At 66.2% G+C, this 25,363-nt stretch carries 24 protein-coding genes; 8 read left to right on the top strand and 16 right to left on the bottom strand.

Going from position 1 to position 25,363, the window contains the following annotated elements:
* Positions 1–132 precede the first annotated feature (132 nt).
* From BLU95_RS26655 to BLU95_RS26615, 8 genes are all read right to left on the bottom strand, one after another.
* Complete coding sequence (locus BLU95_RS26655; protein ID WP_093862196.1) at positions 133–1,383, bottom strand: ATP-grasp domain-containing protein; 1,251 nt, start codon at positions 1,381–1,383, stop codon at positions 133–135.
* A gap of 68 nt (positions 1,384–1,451) precedes the next feature.
* Positions 1,452–3,485, bottom strand: a complete 2,034-nt coding sequence (locus tag BLU95_RS44380; protein WP_231977795.1) for a fatty acid desaturase — start codon at positions 3,483–3,485, stop codon at positions 1,452–1,454.
* 62 nt (positions 3,486–3,547) lie between these two features.
* A complete protein-coding gene (gene folE / locus BLU95_RS26640) occupies positions 3,548–4,144 on the bottom strand; it encodes a GTP cyclohydrolase I (RefSeq protein ID WP_093862195.1) in 597 nt (198 codons plus the stop codon).
* Positions 4,145–4,852: a 7-carboxy-7-deazaguanine synthase QueE gene (locus BLU95_RS26635; RefSeq protein ID WP_231977794.1), complete on the bottom strand. Its 708-nt coding sequence runs from the start codon at positions 4,850–4,852 to the stop codon at positions 4,145–4,147. It abuts the gene before it with no gap.
* Positions 4,849–5,211, bottom strand: a complete 363-nt coding sequence (gene queD / locus BLU95_RS26630) for a 6-carboxytetrahydropterin synthase QueD (protein WP_093865148.1) — start codon at positions 5,209–5,211, stop codon at positions 4,849–4,851. Before queD ends, BLU95_RS26635 begins: the two co-directional genes overlap by 4 nt.
* A 3-nt stretch (positions 5,212–5,214) precedes the next feature.
* Positions 5,215–5,877, bottom strand: coding sequence for a 7-cyano-7-deazaguanine synthase QueC (queC, locus tag BLU95_RS26625; protein WP_231978853.1), 663 nt, complete (start codon positions 5,875–5,877; stop codon positions 5,215–5,217).
* A 404-nt stretch (positions 5,878–6,281) separates the two neighbouring features.
* Entirely contained in the window at positions 6,282–7,460 is a 1,179-nt protein-coding gene (locus BLU95_RS26620; protein ID WP_231977793.1) for an ATP-grasp domain-containing protein, read from the bottom strand.
* 245 nt (positions 7,461–7,705) lie between these two features.
* Positions 7,706–8,776, bottom strand: coding sequence for a helix-turn-helix transcriptional regulator (locus tag BLU95_RS26615; protein WP_093862193.1), 1,071 nt, complete (start codon positions 8,774–8,776; stop codon positions 7,706–7,708).
* Between the two features lie 462 nt (positions 8,777–9,238).
* Here BLU95_RS26615 and BLU95_RS26610 point away from each other — a divergent pair, with 462 nt between their 5' ends.
* From BLU95_RS26610 to BLU95_RS26600, 3 genes are read left to right on the top strand one after another with little or no spacing between them, the layout of a single operon-like run.
* Positions 9,239–10,378, top strand: a complete 1,140-nt coding sequence (locus tag BLU95_RS26610) for an ATP-grasp domain-containing protein (protein ID WP_231977792.1) — start codon at positions 9,239–9,241, stop codon at positions 10,376–10,378.
* Entirely contained in the window at positions 10,378–11,598 is a 1,221-nt protein-coding gene (locus tag BLU95_RS26605; RefSeq protein WP_093865145.1) for an MFS transporter, read from the top strand. Before BLU95_RS26610 ends, BLU95_RS26605 begins: the two co-directional genes overlap by 1 nt.
* Positions 11,599–11,645: 47 nt before the next feature.
* The gene (locus BLU95_RS26600; protein ID WP_093862191.1) at positions 11,646–12,398 is read left to right on the top strand and encodes a B3/B4 domain-containing protein; all 753 of its coding nucleotides are present in this window, start codon (positions 11,646–11,648) and stop codon (positions 12,396–12,398) included.
* 95 nt (positions 12,399–12,493) lie between these two features.
* Here BLU95_RS26600 and BLU95_RS26595 read toward each other — a convergent pair whose 3' ends face one another.
* Together BLU95_RS26595 and BLU95_RS26590 are read right to left on the bottom strand one after the other, a co-directional pair.
* Positions 12,494–13,132, bottom strand: coding sequence for a helix-turn-helix domain-containing protein (locus tag BLU95_RS26595; protein WP_093862190.1), 639 nt, complete (start codon positions 13,130–13,132; stop codon positions 12,494–12,496).
* 220 nt (positions 13,133–13,352) lie between these two features.
* Positions 13,353–13,823 (bottom strand): hypothetical protein, encoded by a 471-nt coding sequence (locus tag BLU95_RS26590; RefSeq protein ID WP_093862189.1) that lies wholly within the window; start codon positions 13,821–13,823, stop codon positions 13,353–13,355.
* 650 nt (positions 13,824–14,473) lie between these two features.
* On the opposite strand from BLU95_RS26590, the gene BLU95_RS26585 reads away from it, so the two are divergent.
* Entirely contained in the window at positions 14,474–15,403 is a 930-nt protein-coding gene (locus BLU95_RS26585) for an SRA domain-containing endonuclease (RefSeq protein ID WP_093862188.1), read from the top strand.
* A 1,297-nt stretch (positions 15,404–16,700) separates the two neighbouring features.
* On the opposite strand, the gene BLU95_RS26580 is transcribed toward BLU95_RS26585, so the two are convergent.
* From BLU95_RS26580 to BLU95_RS26555, 6 genes are all read right to left on the bottom strand, one after another.
* Positions 16,701–17,330: a HEPN domain-containing protein gene (locus BLU95_RS26580; RefSeq protein WP_093862187.1), complete on the bottom strand. Its 630-nt coding sequence runs from the start codon at positions 17,328–17,330 to the stop codon at positions 16,701–16,703.
* A 10-nt stretch (positions 17,331–17,340) separates the two neighbouring features.
* Positions 17,341–18,531 carry a DUF262 domain-containing protein gene (locus BLU95_RS26575; RefSeq protein WP_093862186.1) on the bottom strand — a complete coding sequence of 397 codons (1,191 nt, stop codon included), beginning with the start codon at positions 18,529–18,531 and terminating at the stop codon, positions 17,341–17,343.
* 529 nt (positions 18,532–19,060) lie between these two features.
* Positions 19,061–19,528 carry an NUDIX hydrolase gene (locus BLU95_RS26570; RefSeq protein WP_093865144.1) on the bottom strand — a complete coding sequence of 156 codons (468 nt, stop codon included), beginning with the start codon at positions 19,526–19,528 and terminating at the stop codon, positions 19,061–19,063.
* 250 nt (positions 19,529–19,778) lie between these two features.
* Positions 19,779–20,603 carry a protein phosphatase 2C domain-containing protein gene (locus BLU95_RS26565; protein WP_093862185.1) on the bottom strand — a complete coding sequence of 275 codons (825 nt, stop codon included), beginning with the start codon at positions 20,601–20,603 and terminating at the stop codon, positions 19,779–19,781.
* 4 nt (positions 20,604–20,607) lie between these two features.
* Positions 20,608–21,450, bottom strand: a complete 843-nt coding sequence (locus BLU95_RS26560; protein ID WP_093862184.1) for a sigma factor-like helix-turn-helix DNA-binding protein — start codon at positions 21,448–21,450, stop codon at positions 20,608–20,610.
* A 144-nt stretch (positions 21,451–21,594) separates the two neighbouring features.
* Positions 21,595–22,029 (bottom strand): ATP-binding protein, encoded by a 435-nt coding sequence (locus tag BLU95_RS26555; protein ID WP_093862183.1) that lies wholly within the window; start codon positions 22,027–22,029, stop codon positions 21,595–21,597.
* Positions 22,030–22,129: 100 nt separating this feature from the next.
* On the opposite strand from BLU95_RS26555, the gene BLU95_RS26550 reads away from it, so the two are divergent.
* The 4 genes from BLU95_RS26550 to BLU95_RS26535 all read left to right on the top strand — a co-directional run bounded on the left by BLU95_RS26550 (position 22,130) and on the right by BLU95_RS26535 (position 25,354).
* Positions 22,130–22,915 (top strand): GntR family transcriptional regulator, encoded by a 786-nt coding sequence (locus BLU95_RS26550; RefSeq protein ID WP_231977791.1) that lies wholly within the window; start codon positions 22,130–22,132, stop codon positions 22,913–22,915.
* A gap of 165 nt (positions 22,916–23,080) precedes the next feature.
* A complete protein-coding gene (locus BLU95_RS26545; RefSeq protein WP_093862182.1) occupies positions 23,081–23,476 on the top strand; it encodes a plasmid replication, integration and excision activator in 396 nt (131 codons plus the stop codon).
* Positions 23,477–23,576: 100 nt separating this feature from the next.
* Complete coding sequence (locus BLU95_RS26540; protein ID WP_197698623.1) at positions 23,577–25,163, top strand: FtsK/SpoIIIE domain-containing protein; 1,587 nt, start codon at positions 23,577–23,579, stop codon at positions 25,161–25,163.
* Positions 25,160–25,354: a hypothetical protein gene (locus BLU95_RS26535; RefSeq protein ID WP_093862181.1), complete on the top strand. Its 195-nt coding sequence runs from the start codon at positions 25,160–25,162 to the stop codon at positions 25,352–25,354. The genes BLU95_RS26540 and BLU95_RS26535 overlap by 4 nt, the downstream gene beginning before the upstream one ends.
* The last annotated feature ends 9 nt before the right edge of the window (positions 25,355–25,363 follow it).

The raw sequence follows: 25,363 nt of genomic DNA, 5'->3' as shown, positions 1-25,363 counted from the left end.
GCAGGCTTCGGTCCGGAGCGTCGGCCAACACGTGATCCAGAATCCACCGAGAGCAACGCAACGCCTCTGCCCCTGTGCGCGCCGGACAGGGGCAGAGACGTTCACACACCACCGTTGGTGGCCCCGTTCACGTCACTCCCCGGTCCGTTCGATAACCAGCTCGACAGCGTTCCTGACACGGCCCAGCAGGTCCAGGACGCCGGAGTAGTCCGGGGCGGAGACCCACACGCCGATCGGAATGTTCAGAGTGTTGTCGGTGATCGGCACGTAGTCGCCCGGCTCGTAGATCGACAGGACCTTGTCGACACCCGGCATGTTCCGCACCTCGTCGAGGCCGCGGATCTCCTTGAGAACGCCGGCGGGGCCGTCGTTGCGTATGGCACTCGCGCCGCAGGCCTGCCGGAACCGGACCGGCGCCCGGAGACAGTCCGGACGGATGCCGAGGTAACAGTCGAGGGCCTGCTCGAAGGGGTTCAGGTCGGTGTGCGCGAGCCACTGGTCCGTCATCGGTCCGCCAGGCAGCCGCGCACCCACCTCCATGAGGTGGACGCCATCGTGAGCGACCTTCACCTCGGTGTGACTGGGACCCAGCCGTACCTCGAACGCGGTCAGAGCCTGGAAGACGTAGTCAGCGGCGGCCTGCCAGTCCGGGTCGTCCTCAGGCAGCTTGGCCGACTCCCAGTACGGGAAGTCGTAGTCGCCGTCATCGGGCTGCCGGTACTCCCAGATGTCGACGACGCGGTGTTCGCCGTTGTGGCTGAAGCAGTTCACCGCGAGTTCGCGGCCCCGGACGTACTCTTCGACCAACCACTGGTCCACCTCCCATCCGAACTGGTTCTTCACGTGCATGCCGGATGTCCGCGCCGCGTCCTCAGGGGTGCTCAACAGGTACGTGCCGTAGGAGCCGGCCCCCGTGGTGTGCTTGGCGATCGCCGGGAAGCCGATTTCCCCGGCGGCCTCGGCGATCCCGGCAGTGCTGTCGACGAGGACGAACCTGGGAATGCGCAGGTCCTCTTCTGCGGCGACCCTGCGCATCTCCGCCTTGTTCCGGCGTGCGGACGCCTTTGAGGTGCCGTTGCCCGGCAGGGACATGCGGTCCGCCAGTGTGTCGGCCAGGTGCACCGCGGAATCCATGGCCGGAACCACGCCGACGAGCTTCACACCGAGCTCGTCCAACTGAGCGAGGATCTCGTCGGCGTCGGCGGAGTAGATGCTGGCGTCGTCACCATCCGCGTGGTTGGGCCAGTTCTCCGCGATGACGTCCTTCGCGACGGTGTACACCGAGATGGCCAGGTAGCCGCGGCGACGGACCTCGGCCTTGTAGTGGGAACCGGTGCGTACGGGGTCCAGGAGCAGAACGGCTGGTGATTCATTGACAGGCATGGTCTGAGAGAACTCCTGTGGAGCGGAGGGAGCACGACGGAGTCGGTCCGCCGGCGGGCGAGAGATGGTCAGAACACGCCCAGGATGTCCTCCGTCGCCGGCAGGACCCGCTCGCTCGTCATCATCCGCCTCGCCCATCCGGGCACTGCATTGTGGGAGTAGAAGCGGCGCAACCACCGGTCCTGACCGTCGTAGCGCGGCGTGAAAGCAGCCCGCCCGTGGGCCGCGATGTGGTTGTCGAGGAGCAGGAGGTCCCCCGGCTTCAGAACGACTTCGACGCACACCTCCTCGAGGGCCTCGGCCAGCGCGGCGAACGCCTTCTCCGCCACACGGTCGACCGGCTCGGTGTTGAACGAGTCGAAGCGGAAGAACTCGGTTCCGGGGCTGCCGAACACAATCCGGTGCTTCGTCGTCGTCGGTCGCTCACCGAGCGCTTCCCTGGTGAACGAGGTCGGGAAGCGACTCTTGAATCGCGCTTCCCGCAGTACGGCGATCTCGGCGGCGGACAGGTGAGGCAACGCGCGCCGGACAGAGGCGACCCGAGTCGCGACACTGCTGTCGTGCCCCTGCCTCAGGCCCAGCAGCCCCAGGAAGTCGGGCCGCAGAGGGTGATGAACGTTCTCGGTATGGAAGTCGAACTCGATCGAGCCGCTGTTCTCCATCCGACGTTCCTCCCCCGGCACGGGGTGCACGTCGTGGAAGAGCTCACCGTTCTTCTCGTCGGCATAACCGATGAGGGTGCCCAGCACCTCGGCCACCAGGGCCAGCGTTCCGTTGGTCGGGTGTCCGGCGAGCGACTGTGTTCCGTGTACCAGCGGCGTACCGGGGAGTTCGCCCGTCAGCATCCCGGTGACAAGCAGGCACCCGCTGCCCGACGTCCCCTCCCGGAAGTCCACGAGCGCGCTCCGCAGCCGGCCGGGGGCGTCCGCGGAGAGCTCGGAGAGGTCGCAGGAGAGCGAGCGGCCCATGACACCGACCGCCTTCTCCGACAGGTTCCACATGGTCTCGCTCTCAGCCTGCGTGAGGTTGACGACGGGCTGGTCCACTTGTCGTGCTTGCACGGCGACTGCCACGCCTACTCCTTGATCACGGGGAACTCTGGAACTTGGGGGACGGGGCCGGGCGGGCACGCGGCCCGGTTCAGTCGGCGATACCGCGCTCGACGGTGTCAGCACGCTGTTCCGTATCCGGATCCGTCGGGCGAACTCTGTGTCCTCGGCCAGGAGGAGGCGGTGAACTCGGCGCACCGCGTGATGAGGGATTCCCGGCCACATGTGGTGAACCGTGTGATAGCCGTCGGCATGGGGATGGAAGAGCAGCCGCTGGACCCACCCGATGTTCGACACCGTCGCGTCGAACACCGTCCGCGCGTCGGAGTACACGTGCTCGTCCGCCTCCGCCACCAGACGCAGCGGCGGAAGCAGTACGAGGTATGCGAAGAGCCAGACGCCGGTGGCGATGGCGCCGGACCGTACGCCCATCAGGAGGGCGGCGGGGCCACCCACGACCACGGTGCTCCACAGCACGGTGACGACCGGAGCGAGGGCGTTCGTCCGGAGCTCGCGCAGCCAGCCCAGCTGGTAGCGCAGCAAACGTGTGGCTACGCCGGCTGTGAACGCCCCGACCGAAGTCCTGGGCAGGGACTCCAGATCCAGCTCCCGATAGCGGTTGCGATCCGGATCACTCGTCGTGCCGAACCGCCCGTGGTGCAGCAGATGGCCGGTGCGGTAGGTGCTGATGCGGCTGCCCGTGGGCGCTGCGGCGAGCAGATATCCGGCGACGTCGTTCAGTCTCCGTCGGCGCCGACTCCAGTTGAAATGGGAGGCCTCGTGGACGAGATTCTCCAACGCCCGCAGTTGGCGGGCGATGATGACGCCTGCCAGTAAAACCGGGACCGGCGAGATGAGCAGGTGATGTGTGATCAGCCAGGCCGATGCCGAGGCTGCCGTCCCTGCGACGAAGTGGTCGAGCAGCGCGCAGAGCACAGTGGTCGAGAGCCGTGTGCGATGGGCGTCCTTGATGTCCTGGCGAAGCCGCGAAGGGGCCCTGTACCCCTTCGCGTACGCCTCGTCAGTTGTTTGATCCTTTTCCGACAGAAGCATGAACAGTCCTTCGATGACAGCGAACGGTCACAGTGCAGGCCGTTCTGTCAGCGGTCGCCGACTCAGGAGTCGTTCATCAGGCTCAGCAGCTCGGTCCGCTCGAAGCTGTTCTCGCGGAAGACCCCTTGGAAGACCGCGGAGGTCATCCGCGCACCGGTCTTGATGCCCCGCATCGTCATGCAGAGGTGCTCGCCCCGGCCGATGACAGCCACGTCCGGGGACCCGGTGATCTCGGAGATCTCAGCGGCGATGTCGGCGACGAGACGCTCCTGCACCTGCAGCTTGTGAGCGTGCTTGTGTGCGATCCGGGCGAACTTCGAAAGCCCCAGGAGGCTGTTGCGCGCACGGTAAGCGACCTGGATGTCGCAGTTGAAGGGCAGCAAGTGGTGCTCGCACAAAGACCACACGCGCATGCCGGAGACCATCACGGTCTGGTTGCCGGCCACACTGCTGAAGACCGTGTCGAGGCTGCCGGGGTCGTACTCGGTGAACTCGCGCCACCATCGCGCGTAGCGCCGGGGAGTGTCGCGCAGGCCCTCGCGGTCGGGGTTCTCGCCCAGCTCGATCAGCAGTCGGCGGGCGATGGCCTCCAACGGGTCGGCCGTCTGCCTTTCCCGCTCCAGAACGGAGACGGCGGAGGTGTCGAGGTCGATGCTCATCTAGATTCCCCTCTTGTCGCCCCAGGCGAGGACGTGGAGGCGGGTGGAGAGATTCCAACCACGTCGCACGACCTCGTCGGCGATCGAACTCAAATGCTGACTGATGTGTGCCGCGTTTTTGCCCTCGGGCATGATCCACACCGGCGAGATGCCGAATTCCCGCTCAAGGAGAGCGACTTCATCGAGATCGGCGGTGTTGCGGCAGACGAACTTGAACGCTACGTCAGGCGTCTGCGCCAGCTTTCGCAGCGCGGCGGGAACGATCCGCTTGGACGCCGGATCGCCGGCATGGGAAAGCTTCGGCGAGACGTTGAAACGGATTCCCCCCGTGATGATCTCGTCATCCGGGACCACGGTTCCGTTCGTCTCGAACTCCACCGTGACGCCGGCTTCGCGCAGCCCCTTCAGGAGCGGGCGCAACCGACGCTGCTGGTTCAGCGGCTCGCCGCCACTGATCACGACGAGGGGGGCGCCGAGCGCGAGGAGCTCGCCGAGCACCCCGTCGACGTCCCGATTGTTCAGCTCCTTCCGGGGGTCGAACGCGATTCCCTCGTCGCTCTCCCCCGTCCAGTCCCAGGTGTACGGCGTATCGCACCAGTGGCAGGACAGGTTGCACCCGCCGAGCCGCAGGAAGGCGCACTGGCGGCCGGCCGACGGCCCCTCGCCTTGGATCGTCGGACCGAAAATCTCGTTGACGACGATACTCACGGCCGGTACTCGGCCCAGGTCTTGCCGGTTTCCGAAACCCGCACGCCGGTGAGCTCGGGGTAGCGCTCCGACCACTGCGCGAATATCCACATGGCCATGTTCTCGGCCGACGGGTTGCGGTCCTCGACAACGTCGTTGAGGTGCCGGTGGTCGAGGGTGCGGTCCAACCACTTCTTGAAGTCGGCCAGGTCTCCGTAGTCCCGCACGAAGCCGGCCTCGGTCAGCTTGTCCGGCGCTGCGGACAGGGCGAGTTCGATCACGTAGTTGTGCCCGTGCAGGCGAGCGCACTGGTGGTCCGCCGGCAGGTGAGCGAGTCGGTGACTCGCCGAGAACTGAAATTCCTTCGTGATGCGCAGCATCATCTACTCCTTGAAATAAACCGTGGGGTCGGTCGTTCCGGCCCGCTCGAAGGCCTGGATCCGGTCCACGCACGCGGCGCAGGTTCCGCAGTGCACTTCGGCCCCCTTGAAACAGCTCCAGGTATCGGTCCAGTCGACGCCGAGCCTCTCCCCGAGCCGAATGACGTCGTGCTTGTGGAGATCCATGAACGGCGCGACGACCTCCAGGTGATCCGGCGCGTAGCCGGCGCAGGCAACCTTCTCCATCGCATTGAACGCCGAGATGAATTCGGCCGAACAGTCGGGAGCGGTGGACGCATCACCCGCCAGCGCGCCGATGGCGACTTGATCCGCCTTGACGGCGGCAGCCTTTCCATACGCGACGGACAGCAGAATGACATTTCGATTCGGAACGACATTAACACTTCCCGGCGCCGTGTAGTGCTGATCCGGAACATCTACCTGTGAATCCGTCAGTGAATATCCGGGAAGCATGTTCGCGACATTCGCGAGGTCAACCGTCTCGTGCTCGGCACCGATGCGTTCGGCTGCGATCCGTGCGAAATCGTGCTCCTTCCGGTGCCGCTGACCGTAATCGATCGACAACAGCTGAACCTGATGTCCCTCCTTATGCAGGTAGTGGGCGAGAACGACGGAGTCCAGGCCGCCGGAGACGATAGCGATCACATGTGCCAAGGTGATGACATCCTTCTGCGAGGAGAGCTGGAATTAAATCGGCGCGCACCGAAAAGCCCTACGGTCGCCGGTAGGAACGCGCACCGCAGGCGAACGAGAGCCGGAGGCTCCTTGTGAGGAAGGCGAACCCCGCGGTGTCGGGGGAGAGAAGCCGTCGTAGCCGACGCACGTCGCAGCCGTCCCGATCATTGTGTGGCCCTCGGGTACGGCCGGGCGGGACCGAACAGGCACGACTCGTCGGTCTTTCCGCGAGGCAGCACGCGCGTCGCGCTACCGGCCGTGCCGTCGCCGGGCGACCCACGGCATCGGACGCGCGGAATGACGGGCCGGGCGCGGTGCCGGCGACATGGCGAATTCCAGGGCGAGGTTGCCGCAGGACGGTATTGCGGAGCCGTTCAGGCCACTGGCCGAACCGGCGCAACCCCCGCCAGGTGGACGAGCCGCGTGGCGGACTCGACTGCCTCGATGCACTGTTCCGTCGTCTCGCCGGTCGTGATCACGTAGGCGTAGCGCCCCCCCACGTGGTCACGAGGGGGCAGCCGGAGCCGTCGACCCGGCCCGACCATGGGCACGATCTCGTGGACCCCCGGCGGCAGCCCGTCGTCGACCGTCAGGGAGGTGACGTCGAGATCCTGGTCGGGGTACAAGAACTGGACATGAGCCACTCCGGACCACGTGGGCGCTACGGTCGGCTCGGCCCCGGCGACGAGATCTGCGACCACCATGCCGTAGTCGACCCCAGTGGCCAACTGGGCCACATAGGGGATGAGGTCCCCACCGAGACGGGCGTTGACCTCGACGACGCGCGGGCCCGTCCGGGTCAGGCGCAGCTCCGTGTGGGTCACCAGAGTGTCGAGGCCGAGTGCCGTGTGCGTCTCCTGCAGCACGCGCCGAACCGTCTCGTCATCGAGGAGCGGGTCGGCCGCACTGACCGTGTGGCCGACCTCCTCGAACTGCGGAGGAAAGCCGAGGGACTTGCGCGCCACGAAGAGCGGCGTTACACGGCCGCCCCTGCACATGCTTTCGACGCTGATCTCCGGACCGTCGAGGTACTCCTCGACCAGGACCCAGGCGTCGTCGCGCGGGACCTCGTCGAAGCGCGCTTCCGAGGCCTCCCGGTAAGCGGTCTCCAACGCATCGGCCCCGTCCACCCGAACGACACCGACGCTGGCGGCGAGGGCACGCGGTTTCAGCACGACCGGGTAGCCGATCGCCTGGGCTTCCTCCCGCGCCTGCTCCAGTGAGGCCACTGCCCGGGAAGCCGGCTGCGCCACTCCCGCCGCGGCCAGCGCCTCACGCCCGAGATGTTTGTCCCGGCACGCACGAACGCCTTGGATGTTCGCGCCGGGAAGCCTCAGAACCTCGGCCACGAAGGCTGCCACCGGCACCCGGATCTCGTCGTAGCAGAGGACACCTGCGATCGGCACGCTCTCGCCCAGCCGCACTGCGGACTCCGCCGTGGCTCGCGCGTCGAGCGTGTCGACGACCGTATTCCCCTTGAGATACGGGGATTCCCATGAGGGCTCGTTCGGCGCGAACAGCCAGAGGTCATAGCTGCTCGCGGCGGACTTCAAGATGTACTCGCGCCAAAGCCGCCCCCCACTGCCGACCAGAAGAAGCAGCGGGCGATTCTCCCGATCCTCTGTCCCGGTTCCTGTCACGTTCCCCCGTGACCCGTCGTGCCGCGCCACAGCGCTCCCCGTTCGATGTTCTGTGTGCAAAACCTTGTTCCAACCTCGACTCACTCTCCATGGTCCGGTGCACTCCGTCCATGGCGGCACGGGGTCGGAATCCCGTTGGCAACAACCCGCAGGATGGACTAAACGGACATCGGCTGCGAAAGCGGTTGACGGCCGACAGTCGACTCCCGTTCCGGCTCTTCCCCGGCCAGCAGGTCGCGCATGCGGTAGCCGGCTTGGAGGCGGTTGCGCGCCCCCAGCTCCTGCATCAGATCGGCGATATGCCTCTGGCAGGTCCGCAGCGACAGGCCCACCCGGGTGGCGATGTTCTTGTCACTCACCCCCTCCACCAGGAGCCGCATGATGGCCCACTTGACCTCGCAGGAGACACTGGCGACCTGTGTCCTGCTCGTTCGTACGGGAAAGGGCCCGGCGGCGTTCCAGGTCCGCTCGAAGGCGTCCACAAGTGTGGTGATGACGTCCTCGCTGCGGACGACGACACCCCCCTGGAGCTCGTTCCGGAGCGGAACGACGGCAACCCGCCGGTCGAAGACGAGCATGCCGGTGAAGCCATTGGCCGTGGTTCGCGCTTCGCCTCCGAGTTCCAACAGGTGCTCGACATGGGCGATCATTCCCTGATTGAACTGCGCAGCATGCTGATAAAGAGCACGCAGAACGGTGTCTCGACCGGTCAGTTCTCCGGCGAACGAGGCGACGATGTCCAGGTACCTCTCCGGTCCGCTGGCGCCCGGCCGAGAGAAGAGAATTTCGGTCTCAGCCCGCACGCCAAACTCCTTGACCAACGTCCTCAGCACGTCCGGATCGCTGACAACCTCGATCTGGCCGTCCATCCGGCCTGGTGCCGCCCCTTCCGCATCCAGATAGACCGGCTGGAGCGCACCGAATTCGGCGCGTATTCTGTCCACCTGTTCCTGAATCACCGACATCTGACGCACCAATGGCTCGAGAAGTCCGAGCTGTGCGAAGTCCGGTGCCACCGCCACGAAACATCTGGCGTCGGTGTGCGGATGCAGTAGCCGCAGATCCAGCAATTCGGCGAGCCGGCGGCCCGCCTCGCGCTCGTCCATGCGGAGTTCAAGACTCACATCCTCTGCGGACACGACACGACGGCGGACCGCGAGAGCATAGACGCGCCGCATCTCCGCGTTCAGCTCAGTCTTGATATTCATTACATCGGATCCGATCTCCATATCGCCCTTCCGTCCTCTCGGCGCAGTCGCCGTGCGACGACTTGAGGCCGAATCCGCAGCTCGCGGGTGCCATTGGCGATCGATAACGAACCTGGCATCCGACTTGCCCGATTGTCAAACATCATCATCGCGACTTCCTGCGTCTACGGTCGATCGTCAGGACTGTGGAAGCCTTGCGCGCCCATGTGCCTCCGGAAGAGGCACGTCGCCCCGAACCAGTTATGGACGGTACTGTCGACCGAAGGGAGCTCCGCCATGTCCTGCACGGGGCCGACAGCGAGCTCCTCCCGCAATTACGTGGCCGGCTTCAGAGCTTCTGCCATCCCCATTCCAGCTGTTCTTCAATCCCTACGAGGGAGCGCCTTGTTTCACACGCGTCGTCGTCCTGTGAGTTCCGTACTTGTCCTTGGAGGTACGCGCCCCGAGCCGATCAGAGCCGCCAGGGAGGCCGGGCTGCGGATCGTGTACCTGGGTGCGGCGGAACGGACGCCCGGCGCCGTCCTCGATGACGTCGACGAATCCGTACTGCTGGACCACCTCACAGCGGAGGTCGTCGCCCGTGCTGCCCGGGACCTGCACCGTCGGAATCCCGTCGGCGTGGTCATCACCGTGCTCGACGAGTTCCAGGAGGTCGCGGCTGTCCTCAACGAGGAGTTCGGCCTGACCGCCAACTCGGCCGATGCCGTACGAACCACGAACGACAAGTACCGGATGCGCACCAAGGCCATTGCCTCGACCTGCGCCCCCGTGGCCCACAGCAGCGTCCGCGGCGCCGAGGACCTCCGTGCCTTCGGCCGTCGGAACGGCTACCCCTTCATACTCAAGCCGGTCGACGGCTCCGCGAGCCGGGGGATCACCCTCGTCGACGATGAGAGCTCCATGGAAGCGGCAGCGCTGGCGTTCGAGGCTGATTCTCGCTCCGCGGAGTCCAGTTGGATCGCCGAGGAGTTCCTGTGCGGCCCCGAGTTCAGCGTGGAGACTTTCAGCGGCGAGGGCCATCACCACGTTCTCGCCGTCACCGAGAAGTTCAAGACCGACAACTTTGTCGAGGTCGGCCATCTGGTTCCGGCCCGTATCGCCGACGAGGACAGGGTCGCCCTGGAAGCCGAGGTGACGGCGCTGCTCGACGCTGTCGGTCTCACCGAAGGGCCGGCTCACACCGAAGTGGTCCTGACCAGCCGCGGCCCACGTGTTGTCGAGACCCACAGCCGGCCTGGTGGGGACGGAATCGTCGAACTCGTGCGGTTGGCGACGGGCCTGGACATGCAGCAGCTGACCTTCGACTGGCTCGCCGGCAAGCCTGTCGACCTGCGACCCGTTCAGCCCCACCGCGCAGCAGCAACGTGGTTTCTCATCCCACCCCAGGGAACGGTCGCAACCGTCACCGGACTCGACGAGGCGCTGAAGATGCCTGGAGTGACGGAGGGCTACACGGCGTTCGAGGTCGGCGACGTCGTTCTCGCGCTGCACAGTTCGGATGACCGGGGCGGCGCGTTCATCGCCGTTGCCGACGACCCCGAGACCGCGCTGACTCGAGCGCAGGCCGCTGCTTCCAGGGTCGAGATCGCGGTGGTCGCCGCGGACGCGGAGCCCGCTTCGTGATGACGAGCGATGCCCCGGCAATCGGGTACCGACAGCTCTTGTCGGAACCCGGCATCTTCAGGTGTGTGCTCGCGTCGGCCTCCGGGAAGCTCCAGGCCGGTATGTTCTCGCTGGGCATCCTCTACGCGGTCGCCGACCAACGGGGCTACAGCACCGGCGCATTCGTGGTCGCCGTGTCAGCACTCGGGGGGCTGTCCACACCGTTGCGTGGCCGACTTCTCGATCATTACGCGTACCGCGTCGTGCTCTGGTCGACATTGCTGCTCCACACCGTCCTGCTGGCCGGGCTGCTGATCAATGAGCACGCTCACGGACCCTTTTGGTTCACGGTCGCCTCTGCTCTGCTGGGTAACCTCGCGGCTCCTCCCATCGGAGTGGCCACCCGCGTGATGTGGCGGTCCGTGACCACCGAGGGCAGCCGACCCGCAGCCCTGGCCTTCGACTCGGTCCTGGCTGACGCCGGCTTCATCCTCGGCCCGACCTTGGCCGCACTGGCTTCCTCCGCGCTCGCCCCATGGGCCGGTGTCACAGCTGCCGTGCTCTTCACCGTGACGGCAACCCTGCTGCTTCCCCGCAACATTGATGACTGCATGCCGGCAGCCACGGTTGCTTCACGCCACTGGGCCGGACCACTCACGAGCTTGCGGTTGGTCCTCCTCCTGGGCGCGGCCGTCTGCTTCGCGACGGCCGTGAGCGTGCTGGAGATCGTCCTCGCATCACCAAGAGACGACAACGGCTCGCCGCTGCTCGGTGGCCTGCAGCTGAGCGTCCTGTCCATCGGCAGCATCGTGGGCGGATTGCTGATCGGGGCGGTGACACCGAGCCTGGCCGCGCAGCTGACCCGGTTGCCCCGACTGCTACTGGGCCTCGCTCTCTTCGCGACCGTGCTCGCCATGGCTGCCGACACAAGGTGGTTCATCACCGTACCGCTCTGTTTGATGACCGGTCTTGTCTTCGGGCCCTCCTTCGTCGCCATCTACGGCCGGTCGGGAGACCTCGCGCCGCCGGGTACGGCCGCGGAGACCCAAGCGTGGGTCGGCACAGCCCTTCAACTCGGCTCGGCCGCCGGCGCCGGTGCGGGCGGAGCGCTCCTGGGCGGTTGGGGGTCGGCCGGAGCTCTTGTTCTGGCTCCCGCCGCCGCGCTGCTGGGCTCGGCGGTCGCCCATATGGGCGACCGCGTACGGACGAGGATGTCCGGGGCCCCGGCAGCGAGCGCCTGAGGCAGAACCTAGTAGCTGCAACTGAAGCATCGACACAGGGGAAGACAATGCTTGAGGGTTTCTCTCTGGATCCGACCGTCTCTCGCGACTTCCCGGACTGCCAGGTGCGCTTCGTCAGAGCCACGGGTCTGCGAAACCGCGAAGAATGGGCAGCGACCGAGCAGGCCATCAGCAACCTGCAGGCCGAAGTAGCGGATGGAACGCGGGCCCTTTACGGCGAAGAACACGCCTTCACCGCTTCATGGTTCGAGGCCTACCGCAAGTTCGGGACGAATCCACGGCGCAGCCGACCGAGCGTCAACGCGCTGGCACGCCGGATGGAGAAGTCCGGCACCCTGCCTCGGGTCAATCCGGCCGTTGACACATACAACTTCGTGTCGGTCTCCCACGGGCTCCCGGCCGGAGCGTTCGACCTCGATCGGCTGACCGGTCATGTACTGATCCGCTACAGCGCAGAAGGCGACTGGTTCGCCCCCATCGGCGAACCGGGCTCACCGGAAGCACCGAAGCCGGGCGAGGTGGTCTACGCCCAGGGATCCCAGGTGCTCACCCGGCATTGGAATCACCGGGACGCTGATGCGACCAAGATCACCGAGGAGTCGTCCGACATCGTCTTCCTGCTCGAGCGGGTGGACCGCTCCGCTGTGACCGATGCCCACATGCGAGCGGCGCAGGAACTGCTGGCCGACCTCGTCCGCCCACACGCGGACGAGGTCATGCTCGACGTGATCGAGCCCGCGACCCCGGACACCACGCTCGCCGCGAACGAACGCACCCTTCGTCGCCCAGGTGTCAGATGACTTCCTGATCGTCGAAGAACACCGAGGCGTATCGAGGAAACGCCGGCGCCGGCGCTCGCATCGGCGCCGGCGCCGTCGGCACTCGACGCGAGCAGCTACGCACTCATTGCCCTCCGCTCGGCCAGGAGGCTGTAGACGGTGGATCGAGACACTCGCAGGGTCGAGCCGACAATCCGAGCAGCGTTGCGCACCGCGAACACCTGGTCCTCATCCAGACGTCCGACGACGGCCAGACGATCCTTGCGAGTCATCCGCTCCACGCTGCGCCCCGTCTCGCGTACATAGCTACTGACCGTGCACTGGATACGTCCGGACCAGTCCGGCTCGAACGATGACACCTGGCGCCGCGGGGTCGGCGCGCCGATGGTCGAGAGGACGGCTACGGCCTGCTCCAGCGGAGTGCGGTCGAGATTTATGCAGAGCACTGCCGCCGGGCCATTCCGAGAAGCTCTCAGGATCGTGCTGACCGAAGACAGCCGGCGACCGTCCGCACTCAGCTCCAACCGTGGGCCGTACACATCGTTCCCCATCGAGAGGAAATTCTCCAGCCGGCACGGCGGAACAAGATGCGCACGATCGTGAGAAGTTATCGGATTCCATATCCCCAGAATCCGACCGCTGCCCAAATCCCGCAGGACAACCTCAGCGTGCGGGGCGAGCAATAGGGCGATGGCTTGACAAGCCGGCTCCCACACACGCAGGAAAGCGTCTGAAAACTTGTTCGCATTCGTCACATACGAACCTTATTAGCCCGTTCGATAACTCTGCAACAGGCTTCCGGGGTGCTTTCCGGCGCACAGCTTTCGATAATCCGGGTGACCGCCGGGCCGGCCGCACCTCTCCAATGGCGAGCCACTGGGCTCCAACGGGCACGCGGCCCGCCCCAGGGCACTGCAACAGCGCCACGCGAGCTGAACGTTCGCCCGCAGGATCCGGTACTCGCGGAGGGTGCAGTCAGGGGGCACCGACGTCGTTCGGGCGGTCGAGGGTGTGCCTGATGAGGGGTTCGCGCTGGTGGGGACTCGGTCGACGGCGGTAGTTGTGGGCCCGGCCCGAGGGAAGAGTGCCGGCGAGGTCGAGGGCTCGGTGGACCAGCGCGGAGGCGACGTCGAGTTCGCCGAGGGCCGAGTGGGTGTCGACCGCGTACAGCGGCCACGGCGCGGCGACGGGGTGGCGAGCGGCGTCGTGCGGCCGGAAAAGACCGTCGGTGAGGGGACGGAAATGCGGTGCGGCCCTGCCGGGCCGGTTCAGGAAGCACAGCACGGAGCACGGCAGCACCGAGAGACACAGTGGGATACAGGGGCCGAGGGATCCGTCGTCGGGCACATCCGCCACGTGCTGTTCGGTACTGTCCATCGCGGCTTCGGCTGCGGCGACCCGGCCGAGGAGGGCCAGCGCGACCGAGCCGAAGCAGCGTGCCGACACCCGTACCCCCGCCGAACTGCGGGGGCCGGCACGACGAGCGGCGCGAGTGAGTGCGAGAGCATCCTCCGCCCTCACCCACGACCACATCGGCCGGGGCGCTTCCACGTCCGCCCCGCCCCTGCTCCCCATCATGACCAGCAAGAACGCCATGATCGTTCAGGGGAGATTCAGGCGCCGACTCCCCCGGGTGAAACACCAGAGAGACTCGGATGTCGTACAGGAAGTCTCCATGCACGACTGCGGCCCAGGCCGGGACACCTGTCCTGACCTGGGCCGCAGCCTGCGTTTCACCTGTTCGCGAGGTGGGCGCGGACGGTTTCGAACCGCCGACATCTGCTTTGTAAGGCTTGGCGTGGGGCACCCGCTCTGACCTGCACCCCGCCTGAGCTGCCCGTTCCCCGGCCGCCGCACCACCAGCGCCCGCGACTGACCGCCACATACCGCCCGATCTGGCACGCCTGTGGCACGGGTCGGCCATTGAGCCGCCAGTCTCCATTGGCTACCGCCGCCGCGAACACCACCTTCACCCGGCCGAGCCGGACAGGCACATCCAAGATTGACATCAGATTCCAATGCCAAAATTCGGTATCCGATTAGTGCATACACCGTTACGGTGGCGGCAACGCTCACACACGCAAAGGGGAGTAGCCGTGACCGAGACACCCGCCACCTGGCACCTCAAGCCGGGCGACCAGATCGAGCGCAAGCAGCTCCACATCGAGTTCGGGGGAAGGACACAGGGCGGCATCGGTCCGTCGGCCAAGTCCCCCCACGTGATGGTCTTCACCGACCCCGCCGCCGGCGAGAAGCACGGGTACTACGACGACTGGATGCCCGACGGCTACTTCCACTACAGCGGGGAAGGGCAGTACGGCGACCAGCGGATGATCTCCGGCAACGCCAGCATCCTGAACCACAAGGAAGAGGGCCGTGCGCTTCGCATCTTCAAGGGAGCCCGCGGCACGGTGACCTACCTGGGTGAGTTCGAGATCGCCCCGACCGACCCGTGGTACGAAGCCGACGCGCCGGAGACCAACGACGGTCCGCTACGGAAGGTCATCGTCTTCCGCCTCCGACCTGTCGACGCCGAAAAGCAGCCTCCGGCCACGCGCCTCGGCCGCCTACTGTCGGAGACCTCACACGCCGTCCAGAGCCTGCCGCTGGAGCAGCAGCTGACGGAGAAGATGTTCGTCAACCCGAATCGCGAGCAGTACGAAGCAGAACGCAAGGAGGCGAAGCTCGTCACCGCCTTCGGTGACCACCTCCGCAGCCAGGGCCACCAGGTCGACCGCCGCCAGATCCTGCCCCCCGGCGAGACCCGCCCCCTCTACACCGACCTCTACGTCGAAGCTCTCGAGCTACTCACCGAAGCCAAGGGCAGCGTCACGCGCGAGAACATCCGTATGGCTATCGGCCAGCTCGCCGACTACGCTCGCTTCCTTCCCTCGACCACGAAGGCCATCCTGGTCCCCTCCAAGCCCCGCCCGGATCTCCTGGAGCTGGCCACCAGCCAGAACTGCACGGTGATCTGGCCTGAAGGAAAGACCTACGGAACCACCGACCCCAACTTGGCACTGTAGCGCGCCGGCCCTCTCGGCCCACGAAGGCAGCGATCCCCGCAGCACCAATGCCGCGGGGCTCGCTGACCTTACTTCCACTCAGCGAGGCGTCCGCTTCGCCCCGAAGCAACCCGGGTACTCACCCGACCTTGGCGCGTAGTGCCGCCGACCTGCCTAGACAGTCTGCGGGCGTCCATGGCCGTTCGCCGTCGTGCGCACTCGTTGCACCGCAGTTAGACACTCAATCTCACGCAGTCTCCACCGTGGCGGTAGCCCACTCGTCCCGTTGGCTGGTGACGTGTCGGCTTCGGAAGTCTGCCCTTGGGGACACTCGTTCGGCTCCCAGGATCAAGGCCACGATGCCAGCTGCTGCTGATAGCGCGGCCGACATGGAGTTGGGTGGAACCCGCAGCACGATCACGACGATGATCACCGTAACTGGCCAGATCTGCGGGAGCCCGGTTGACAGATGCGGTGGGGTCCGAGTCAGACTCACGATGGTGCCTCCTGGGCATCGACCCGCTTGTACCCGATGCCGCCAAGCTGGAGGGTACAAGCGGGTTTTTGTCTTATCGGCAGGGGGGTTCCGCTGCCGATAATGGACGCTAGCAACGTGACGACCTACAGCCTCAGACTGTAGGCGCAATCCGGCTTCCGCGACCAAGGGGAAACGATGCGCAACGGATTGCGCATCGTATCGACCTTTGTACCACTTGCCTATGGGCACCTATAGGGACCTATAGCCACCCCACGTGCGGTGTTTCCCTAGATGGACGTTTTGTCTACCGATGTGGTCGCCCATCGGAGTGGCAACGAGTTCCCACGAGGGAGAACCGATGGGAAGTGTCCGACAAGTCGGACCCCGGAAACTCGGCCGGATCTGGACTGTGTGAATCGCCGGATCCCAGCGACGGCGCTCAGCGCCCTCATTAGGACTGAGCTTGGAAATCTCGCCCACTGTGACGACCGAACGTGCCCCTCACCTCAGTTACGGTCTTGGTCGCATCAATCGCGATGCCCCTAACCGGGGCCGCTACTGACCGTCATCTACAGTGGGCTGCTCTCTCCTTGAGGGCACGACTGGGGCACAGCATCAGGCAGCATGCCGGGTGGCCGGCGGACTCAGTACACACTGCCCAACCTCTTCATCTCGAAGCACCCCAGCCGCTCGCCCGACCTCGGCAAGCAAGCCGCCGACCTGCATCCAAAGCCGCCCCTGAGCCGCAACCATCTGCTGAAGTACCATGCCATGCATGGCAGTTACATACTCAGCTCGGCAGCCGGCAACGGAGGCTTACCGACCGAAGATCCATCGAGCTTAGGTCGTCGAAGCTGAATTTCCCGTACTTAGGTAATTGTCGAGCTGGTGCGCCAGATTGACGACGTCCTCCACCCAAACGATGGCTTGACTCGCATACACGGTCTCACTCGCAGCCTGATTTCGCGACGACGTGTGAGCCATTCGTCCCCGCTTGCCGCCGAGCGTATTCAAGGTTGCAAATAGCTGCTCGCACTCGCCTGAAAGATTCTCGCCGTGAACGCCGAGCGGCTTGGCGAGAGCCATCACATTGGACTCTTTGAGCCCGTGGTTCGTATTGACCACCTTTGAGATGTAAAGATTCTTGGCTGTAGTGCAGATCTGGCGCGTCTGAAGCTTATTTCCAGCCCCTTGGCCGATCAAGTCCGGCGAGAAGTGAAGCGCCAGCTTCACAAAGCAATGCGGAACGGCCAAATCGGCAATCTCTTTCTCACGCATCTCGACATACCGCAAGAAGAGGTTCTCGATGAACTCTTCAATGTGAGCATGGGAGAGAATTACAAAAGATGCAATGAGCAATTCCTGGCGGCGGGTAAGATCGTCTGGAGCCTTTACCTCAAGAACATCGTCCGAAAGTAACGACGCCTTAAGCTCGGCAATGTCGCTTTTTAGCGCATCGAGGAGTTCCATGGTCAGTCTCTCAACTGTCAAGGCAGGCGGGCCGAGAAATGGGAACCCCTACCACCCTCCCGAGCTCGGACGCCCAAATTTCAAAGCGACTCTTGGTGGCATCGATACTCTTAGTTGTACTAGTAATGGCCGCAATAAACTTTTCATTTTCGACGCAGAGTCCCTGGAAGGCCTTCAGGACCGCATCCTTTCGGCCGAGCGCGGCATCTCGAACCCGTTCATCCGAGAGAGCGTGGATCTGAACATCGAACACCGCACGGTTTAGAGAGCGCTCCCAGCGGACTCCTGACCACTTGTGACACGCCCCGAAATCGCTAAAGATTTGCCGGGCAGCATCAATCCCGCGCTCCATTTCTGACAGCTGACTTCTGATGAGATCTGACTTTGAAGACCAGTTCTTGTTGAGATAGACACAGGTCTTGTCCAAGAAATCCTTAAGATTTCCCTTATATGGCACGAAGTCGTTCTGGAAACCGAAGTGTCGTACGAGAATCTCCGCATCAATCATTCGCCTGTCGGGGCCTTTATTGCCCAGAAGATGCTGAAGGCCTGGACTGATTCCAGACTGCTCGTCAACAAAATTGACGAATGCTCCGGGGACCAATGCCTGACGTAGCTCCTGCGGCGAGAGTGGGACACTTCCCGTATTAAGCCTCAAAAAGAGAGTATAGAGGAAGTCCTCAGACTCCCATCCCTTGATGGTTACGGTACGGATAGTATGGTTCTCGAAGGCGTCAAATAGGTCGGATCGTTCGTCTTCAAGCCTGGTGATATCGAAGCCGCGAACACTACCCAAGATGGACGTTCCAGTGATCTTAAACGGCTCAAAATCGACATCGATTTCCTGCCCCTGGCCAGAATAGAACTGACGAAGAGCAAGCAACCTCTGCTTTCCATCAATCACAAAATAGTGCCCGGCGCGATCGGGCTTTTCGGCCAAGACGATCTGCGGGATCGGATATGACAAGATCGCCGACTCGACGAACCGACTCTTCGTCGGATTGGTCCACGCTGCGCGGCGCTGAAACGCCGGATTAAGATCAATCCTACCCTTGCGCATTTGCGCGACGATCGTCTCAATCGTCCAGTCGGTTGCCGAAACGCTGGCACGAGCAGCCGTGAGGCGTTCGATTACGTCTTCTTCGCTCTCGCCTGATTCGGGGTCGACAGGAAGCATTCCCTCTGGGCTCTGGCTGGTCACATCGGCCTCCAAGATCTCGGGTGACCAGGATAGGGGATCTTCAGTCGGCTTGTCCGGGCAAGAGCGGATTGATCAAGCTCGATAGTGAAGCGTAATCAGCCACCGCATGAAGCGAGAGGAGGAGGCAACTCGCGGGTGGTGGAGCGGTTTTGGCCGGTGTCCTGTCTGGTCTGGGTCCGAGCATGATCGGGGGGCCGTAAGCTGTTGCGACTCGGTCAGGGCTGTTGGGCCTGACCGCAATTTGGCCGAGTGGCCCCCCGGTCTTGCTCGGTGCGGGTCCCGGTCCTGGCAGGTGGGTAAAACCGTGTAGCCACCCGCCCCAGCCACGGCGCGGTTCTGGGCTCAGCCCTCTTCTGCCATCCGTCCGCCGGCGTGGCCGGGGCGCCGCCGGAGCGGGGCGGAGACAGGAGCGTCGGCGAGCGGCCAGGGCCGCGCGCTGGCGCGCTGTGCGCGGCTTGATGAAGTAGCGAAGTCGTAACAACTCCCTCCTGCACTCCACCTTTCGTTAAGACTTTTAACGACGCCAGCCTCAGCCAGCAGCCCGTTTACCAAGCAACTGCCGACCGTCATGGGTCCGGATTCTCGGGACCGCGTCACCCTGGAGGGCGTCCAGCATGCGCACGGCGAAGACCTCGCCCATGCGGTCGTCGACCTCGGCCGGGGTGAGCCACTCGACCGCCGTGGACTCGTCGGACAACTGCTCGGCGCCGCCTTCGGGGTGGCACCGGAAGACCAAGGCGACGATGCCGCGCGTCACGTTCTTGTAGACGCCGGTGAGCCGTTCGACGCTCACCTTGATGCCGGTCTCCTCGAAGATCTCCCGGCGCACGCCGTCCTCGACAGTCTCAGTCAACTCCAGCACTCCGCCCGGAGGCTCCCAAGTGCCGTTGTCGGCGCGGCGGATCGCCCGGAGCCGGCCGTCCTCGCGCACGACCACTCCCGCCACGGACACCGAGTGGAGCGGCGTTGTGTGAGACTGTCGCGCCTTGTCGCTCATGCAGAGAAGAGTAGGGCTCAGGGCTGTGTCAGGTACCGCCATGGCCCTCAGCGGCGACCAACGCACCTGCGCTCGGAATGGTCCATATGCCCGCGCTGCCCCGTCCGGGCGGTCGCGCCGGGACCGGGCGCCAGCCCGCACGCCCGGCGTCGGCCGCCGCGGGCGGGGCAGCGGCGCGCGCAGGGCGCGCGCCCTTGACCTTGTAGAGCGGAATTCGGCAGTGACTTCGGGTGGTTGCGGGGTTCGCGCTCTACAGCGTGACGGTGGCGACGGCGGTGTCGTCGTGGGCCTTGCCGCGGGGCCAGCGTTTGCCGTCGGCGTCGCCGAGTTCGGCAGTGCGGACGGCGCGGATGAGGGCTGCCGGGCCTTGGTCGTGGATGAGCTTCAGGGCCTCGGGCCAGTCGGCGAGGTGGAAGCGGTCGACCAGGCGGGAGGCGCCATCGCTGACCATGGTGAAGCCGGTGACCTCGGCACGGGGGACGGTGCCGGTGAGGGAGGCGTGGGCGGCGGTGGGGTCGGCGGCGGCGACCCAGAAGCCGTCGGGCTGGTTGCGGTGGGCTCGCATGGCCTCGACGTAGCGGCGGAGGGCGTCGCCGTGTTCGGCAGTGCCGGTGGGCACGGCATCCATGCTGCCGCGGAGGGTTGCGCCGACCAGGGCCTCGCGGTCGTCGGTGATGGCGACCGGTCCGGTGGCGGGGTCGGCGTGTTCGACGATCAGGGTGGAGTCGGCGAGCACCAGGTATTCGAGGTCCTGGTCGGTGAGGCGGACCGCGACGACAGTGGCCGACGGGGTGCCGGGGTGGGTGAGATCGCACTCGGTGTGCAGTGCGGCGGTGGTGGTGATGGCGTCCGCGAGGCAGTCGGTCAGTGCCCGGTCGGGCCGGTTGGTCGCGGCGGCGAGCAGGTTGACGCCGAGCCGGGCCACGAACCACGCCACGCCGTGGGAGCAGCCGGAGTCGGATCCGGGCGGGGTGCCGGCGCCGTCGAGCAGGACGACGGCGCTCGGGCTGGCCGCCACGAAGTCCTCGTTGGGGCGGTCCTGGCGGGCGGGTTCGGTGGCGATCTCCAGATGCACCCGGTCAGTCTGCCTCGTGCCGGTAGAACGGCGACAGTAGGCGGACGCGCACGGGTTCGTTGTCCTGGGGGTTGTAGTCGACGTTCAGCAGGACGGAGAACCTGTCGGTGCCGGCCTGCTGGTAGAGGTCGGCGAGGTCGTTGACGATCAGGTGGACGACGCCGAGCGTGCCCTGCGGGTGGATGCCGGTGAGGACCATGACCAGGCCCTGGCCGTCGGGCCGCGGGAGTCGGCCGAGGTAGGCCACGTCGGAGTTGGCCGCGGGCTCGGAGTCCATGCCGGAGCGATAGGCGACGCCGGCCTCGCGGTCGCGCAGGGTCCAGGGTCCGTCGGGGGCACGCTCGAAGCAGATCGACGGGTCCTGGGCGAGCACCCCGGCGACGTGGCTGGAGAGCCGGGGGCCGCAGATGACGATCATGTCCTCGCGGTTGAGGTCGATCTCTCCGCCGATCGGCACGTGCTCGAAGCTCGGTTCGAGCTTGTAGGAGCGGGCGAGATCGCCGAGCCGCTGAGCGGCTGCGAAGTCCTCGGCGGCCAGGACCGGCCTGGCGTTACCGGCCTCCTGCTTGAGCGGTGTCGCGATGATCAGCCGCGCATTGCCCAGGAACGCCCCCTCGGGCGCGGGCGCAGACTGCTTCAGCTGGTGGATCCGCCCGCGGGTGAGTCCGGCCTCGGCGGCGATCTGGGCGTAGGACATGCCCTGTTCGTGCAGCTCGGAGATCACCCGCTGCCGCAGTCGCGACAGCTCGGTGACCTCCTGCTGTGCCTCGGCGAGCCGCACGGTGGCTGCTCGAAGCAGCTCGAACGGATTCTTGATGGCGGCGATCCGCTGCGTTTCTCCCGCCATGTCCCCTCCGGTGTCTGCCCCAGTCAACGCAGAGTCTAGGGGGATAGACAGGATCAGCAAACGCAGGTGTCGGCCGGTTCGCTGTGAGTCGTGGGGCATCGCGGGGTCTCCTGACGGCCTCGTCGGCCGCCGTTGTATAGGGGGCTATACACCCTGTGAAATGGGCGAGTGATTTTTGGTGCAGGCGTTTTCCTCTGCGGTGGATGTTAGCTGCGCCCACACCGAGCGGAAATCATCGCCGTCGTTGTGCGCGCCCCACGAGTCGGCCAGGGCGTCCACCAGGGTGAGGCCACGACCGAAGTCCGCGGCCTCGTCGGGCGCTCGATGCAGGGGAAGGCCGTCGCGACCACCCTCGTCGGCGACGTCGATCCAGACCGTGTCGGCCGAGCGTCGGACCTCGACCCACACCGACCCGCCGGGGCGACCGGACTTGCTGTGGAGAACGGAGTTGGTCACCAGCTCGGAGACGATCAGCTCGGCGTCCGCGACCCGGGGGTGGTCGCCGAGCGCGTCACGAACCAGCTTGCGGGCGGCACCCGCGGACTCGGGGACTCCGGGGAAGCGAGCGATCCATGGCATGGGGGTGCCCCTCTGCTTCTCTGTGGCGCGATCAATCGGATACTTTGCGTGAAGCTCGGATTCGAGCTTGAAAGCTCGGGTCCGAGCTTGTCAAGCTGATGTGAGAAAACGTGAGATAGGGGCGCTCGTGCGAGAGTTGGGACGACCGGCGTATCTGCGCCTGGCGGATGCCTTGCGCGCCGAGATCGTTTCGGGCGACCGGGCGCCGGGCTCCCGGATGCCGAGCATCGCGGACCTGTGCCGCGACCACGCGATCTCGGAACAGCCGGTCCGACAGGCCCTGCGGGTGCTGACCGCCGAGGGATTGATCGAGGGGCGCCCGGGCTCGGGAACCTATGTGCGGATCAGGCCGGTGCCAGCACGGATGGCGCGCGGGCGCTACCACGCGGCCGGCAGTCCGTTCGCTGCTGAGAGCCGCGCCCGCGGGGTCGAGCCGTCGTGGTCGTGCGACTCCCAGAAGACCTACGCGACCGCCGCCCTGGCGCTCCGGCTCGGCATCCCGGAGGGCGACCCGGTGATGCAGAGCCAGTACGTCTTCCGCGCCGACCGCGAACCGACCCAGCTGTCGACCAGCTGGGAGCCGATGACGGTCACCGGCGGGACGGCCGTCGTCCTGCCCGAGAACGGTCCACTGGCCGGCTCCGGAGTAGTGGCGCGGATGTCCGCCATCGGCATCGTGGTCACGCGGGTGACTGAGGACGTGTCCGCCAGGCCGGTCCTGGAAATCGAGGCGGAACCCCTCGGCATCCCGCTGGGATCGACCGTGCTTGCGATAGAACGCACCCACTGGGCAGGCGAGTTGGCGGTCGAGACGGCGGACATCGTGCTTGCCGCCGACCGGTTCCGACTCTCGTACGAGATCGACATCCCGCCCGTTCAGGCCTGATCCGGGACGACAGGGCCGAATGCACCTGACGGTCAGTCAAGATCTTTGTATATCCCCCTAGACAGTCGAGCGGGCAACGCTCTACCTTGTTGTCTACCCCCCTAGACGGCAATCTCGGGGCGGTCGGCTTCCGACTGTCCAGGGGGGTAGACAGGAGAGATCCTCATGGCCATCCGTGGTGCGATCCCCGTCCGTTTCGAGGACGTCTTCCCCGCCGGCGCGTTCGCCGTCTCGGTCGAGCCGGTCGCCGACTTCGAGGCGAGCAAGAGCGGTACGAAGGTGCAGGCGCGCGACAAGTCGACCGGGCACCCGCTCTGGGTCGTCTCGGTGGTGGACCCGGACCCGGAGGCGCGCGACACCTCCGCTCGCGTCAAGGTCGTGGCCCCGGTCCTTCCGGTGCTGCCGGACGCGGCGCCGGGTCTGCCCTTCCGGCCGGTCGAGTTCGACGGCCTGACCGTGACGGCCTACGTCAACAACAGCGGCCGGGTCGCCTACTCCTTCAAGGCCACCGGCGTCCGGGCGCCCGCCGCGGCCCGCTCCTCCGCGAAGTCCGCGGCCTGACCCCGGCTTCGCCCGTCCTGGCGCGCGGCTGCACGTCGGCTCGCGCGCCGGGCGGCGCCACCCAACTTCCCCACGGTGTGAACTGAGGTGAAACGCAGACATGTTCAAGTTGAGCAGCACCCTCAAGTCCGTGCTCCTGGCCCTGCTGGCCGCCTTGATCGGCTACTCCTGGGTCGTGGCCCACCTCGGCCCGAAGGCCGGACTACTGGTGATCGCGGCCCTCGTCGCCGGACCGGTCGGCCGGCTGGTGTACCGGGCGAAGTCCTTGCGCTCACGGATCCGGCGCGGCTGGCCGGAGTTGAGCTACTCCCTGGGACTGTGGCAGCAGGCACCGCTGCCCCGCTTCGACGCTCCCTACGAGTACGTGTGGCCGCGCATCGCGCGGATGCGCAAGCACCCCGGCGGCCTGGACGTCCTGATCGGGCTCCTGCCCGGCCAGGTCCCCGAACAGGTCGCCCAGCACGCGCACGGGATCGCCCACGCCTGGCGCGTCCACCGGGTGGAAGTGACAAGCCCCCGCCGCGGGGCCGTGGTCCTCCGCGCGTGGACCTTCGACCCGCTCGCCAAGCCGTTCACGGTGGCCGGCCGGACTCCCAAGCCTGCACGGCGAACGTTCCGCAGCCGGGCGAGGGGGTGGTTCGGCCGGGCCCGAGTGCTGGTGGGGAGGTGCCGGTTTCGCCTTCGCCGCGTGGCGGTCGGAACGCGGAAGGCCGCCGCGTCCGCCTGGTCGGAAGCTTCGACACCTGGGCTTCCGGACACTGGTGGCCGCCCTGAGGCTGGTCCGCCGGACGGCACGACTGCTGGCGGAGGTCGCGGCGGAGAGGGAGCTGAGGCCGAACCGCTCGGCCAAGTCCCGTGGCGCTCGGTGAAGATCGGCACCCAGGAGGACGGCGAGCCCTGGCGCCTGCGACTGCACGGCACCCACGTCCTGGTCGCCGGAGTCACCGGCTCCGGCAAGGGGTCGATCCTGTGGGGCGTGGTCCGCGAGCTGCTCCCCGAGGTGTCCGCCGGCCTGGTGGAACTCTGGGCGCTGGACCCCAAGCGCATGGAACTGTCCTTCGGTGCCGGGCTGTTCACCAGGTACGCCAGCGACCCCGAGGCCATGGTCGAACTACTGGAACAGGCCGTCGACCGGATGCAGGAACGCGCGCTCGCCTTCGCCGGCCGCCTCCGGGCCCACGTTCCCACCCCTGCCTCGCCGTTCGTCGTCGTCCTGGTCGACGAACTCGCCTTCCTCACCGCCTACCAGCCCGACCGCGACCTCCGGCGCCGCGCCGAAGCCGCGATCGCCACCCTGACCAGCCAGGGCCGTTCGGTCGGTTTCTGCCTCGTCGGGGCGCTCCAGGACCCCCGCAAGGAGGTCATGAACCTCCGCAACCTGTTCCCCGACCGGATCGCCCTGCGCATGGACGAAGCCGCCCAGGTCGACATGGTCCTCGGCAGCGGCGCCCGCAACCGGGGCGCGTACGCGGACCTGATCTCCCCCGACCCCACGACCGGCGCGGGCGTCGGCTACGTCCGCAACGAGGGCAGCCCGACCCCGGTCCGCGTGCGGGCCGCCTACGTCTCCGATGCCGAGATCGACGCCCTGGTCGCCCGGTACGACAACGACTCCGTCTACGGGGTGTCTAGCCCCCTGGACATCAACCCCTCGGACACGTCCTCGGAAGGTGGTGCACAGCCGTGATCGTCACCGGCTCGCTCGTCCTGTTCCTCGGCGCCCTGATCGCCGTCCTCCTCCGGCACCAGGCCCTGAAGGCCACGCACCTGATCCTCTGCGGTGCCTTCGGCTTCCTCCTCGCCGAGACCGGCGCCTCCTCCCTGATCAAGCACCTGCTCGCCTGGCTCACCAAGACCCTCGCCACCATCCACCCCTGACCGGAGGTA

Origin of the sequence: Streptomyces sp. TLI_053, from assembly GCF_900105395.1 — a bacterium.
Lineage (GTDB): Bacteria > Actinomycetota > Actinomycetes > Streptomycetales > Streptomycetaceae > Kitasatospora.
This window is presented reverse-complemented; position numbering and strand designations above follow the sequence as displayed.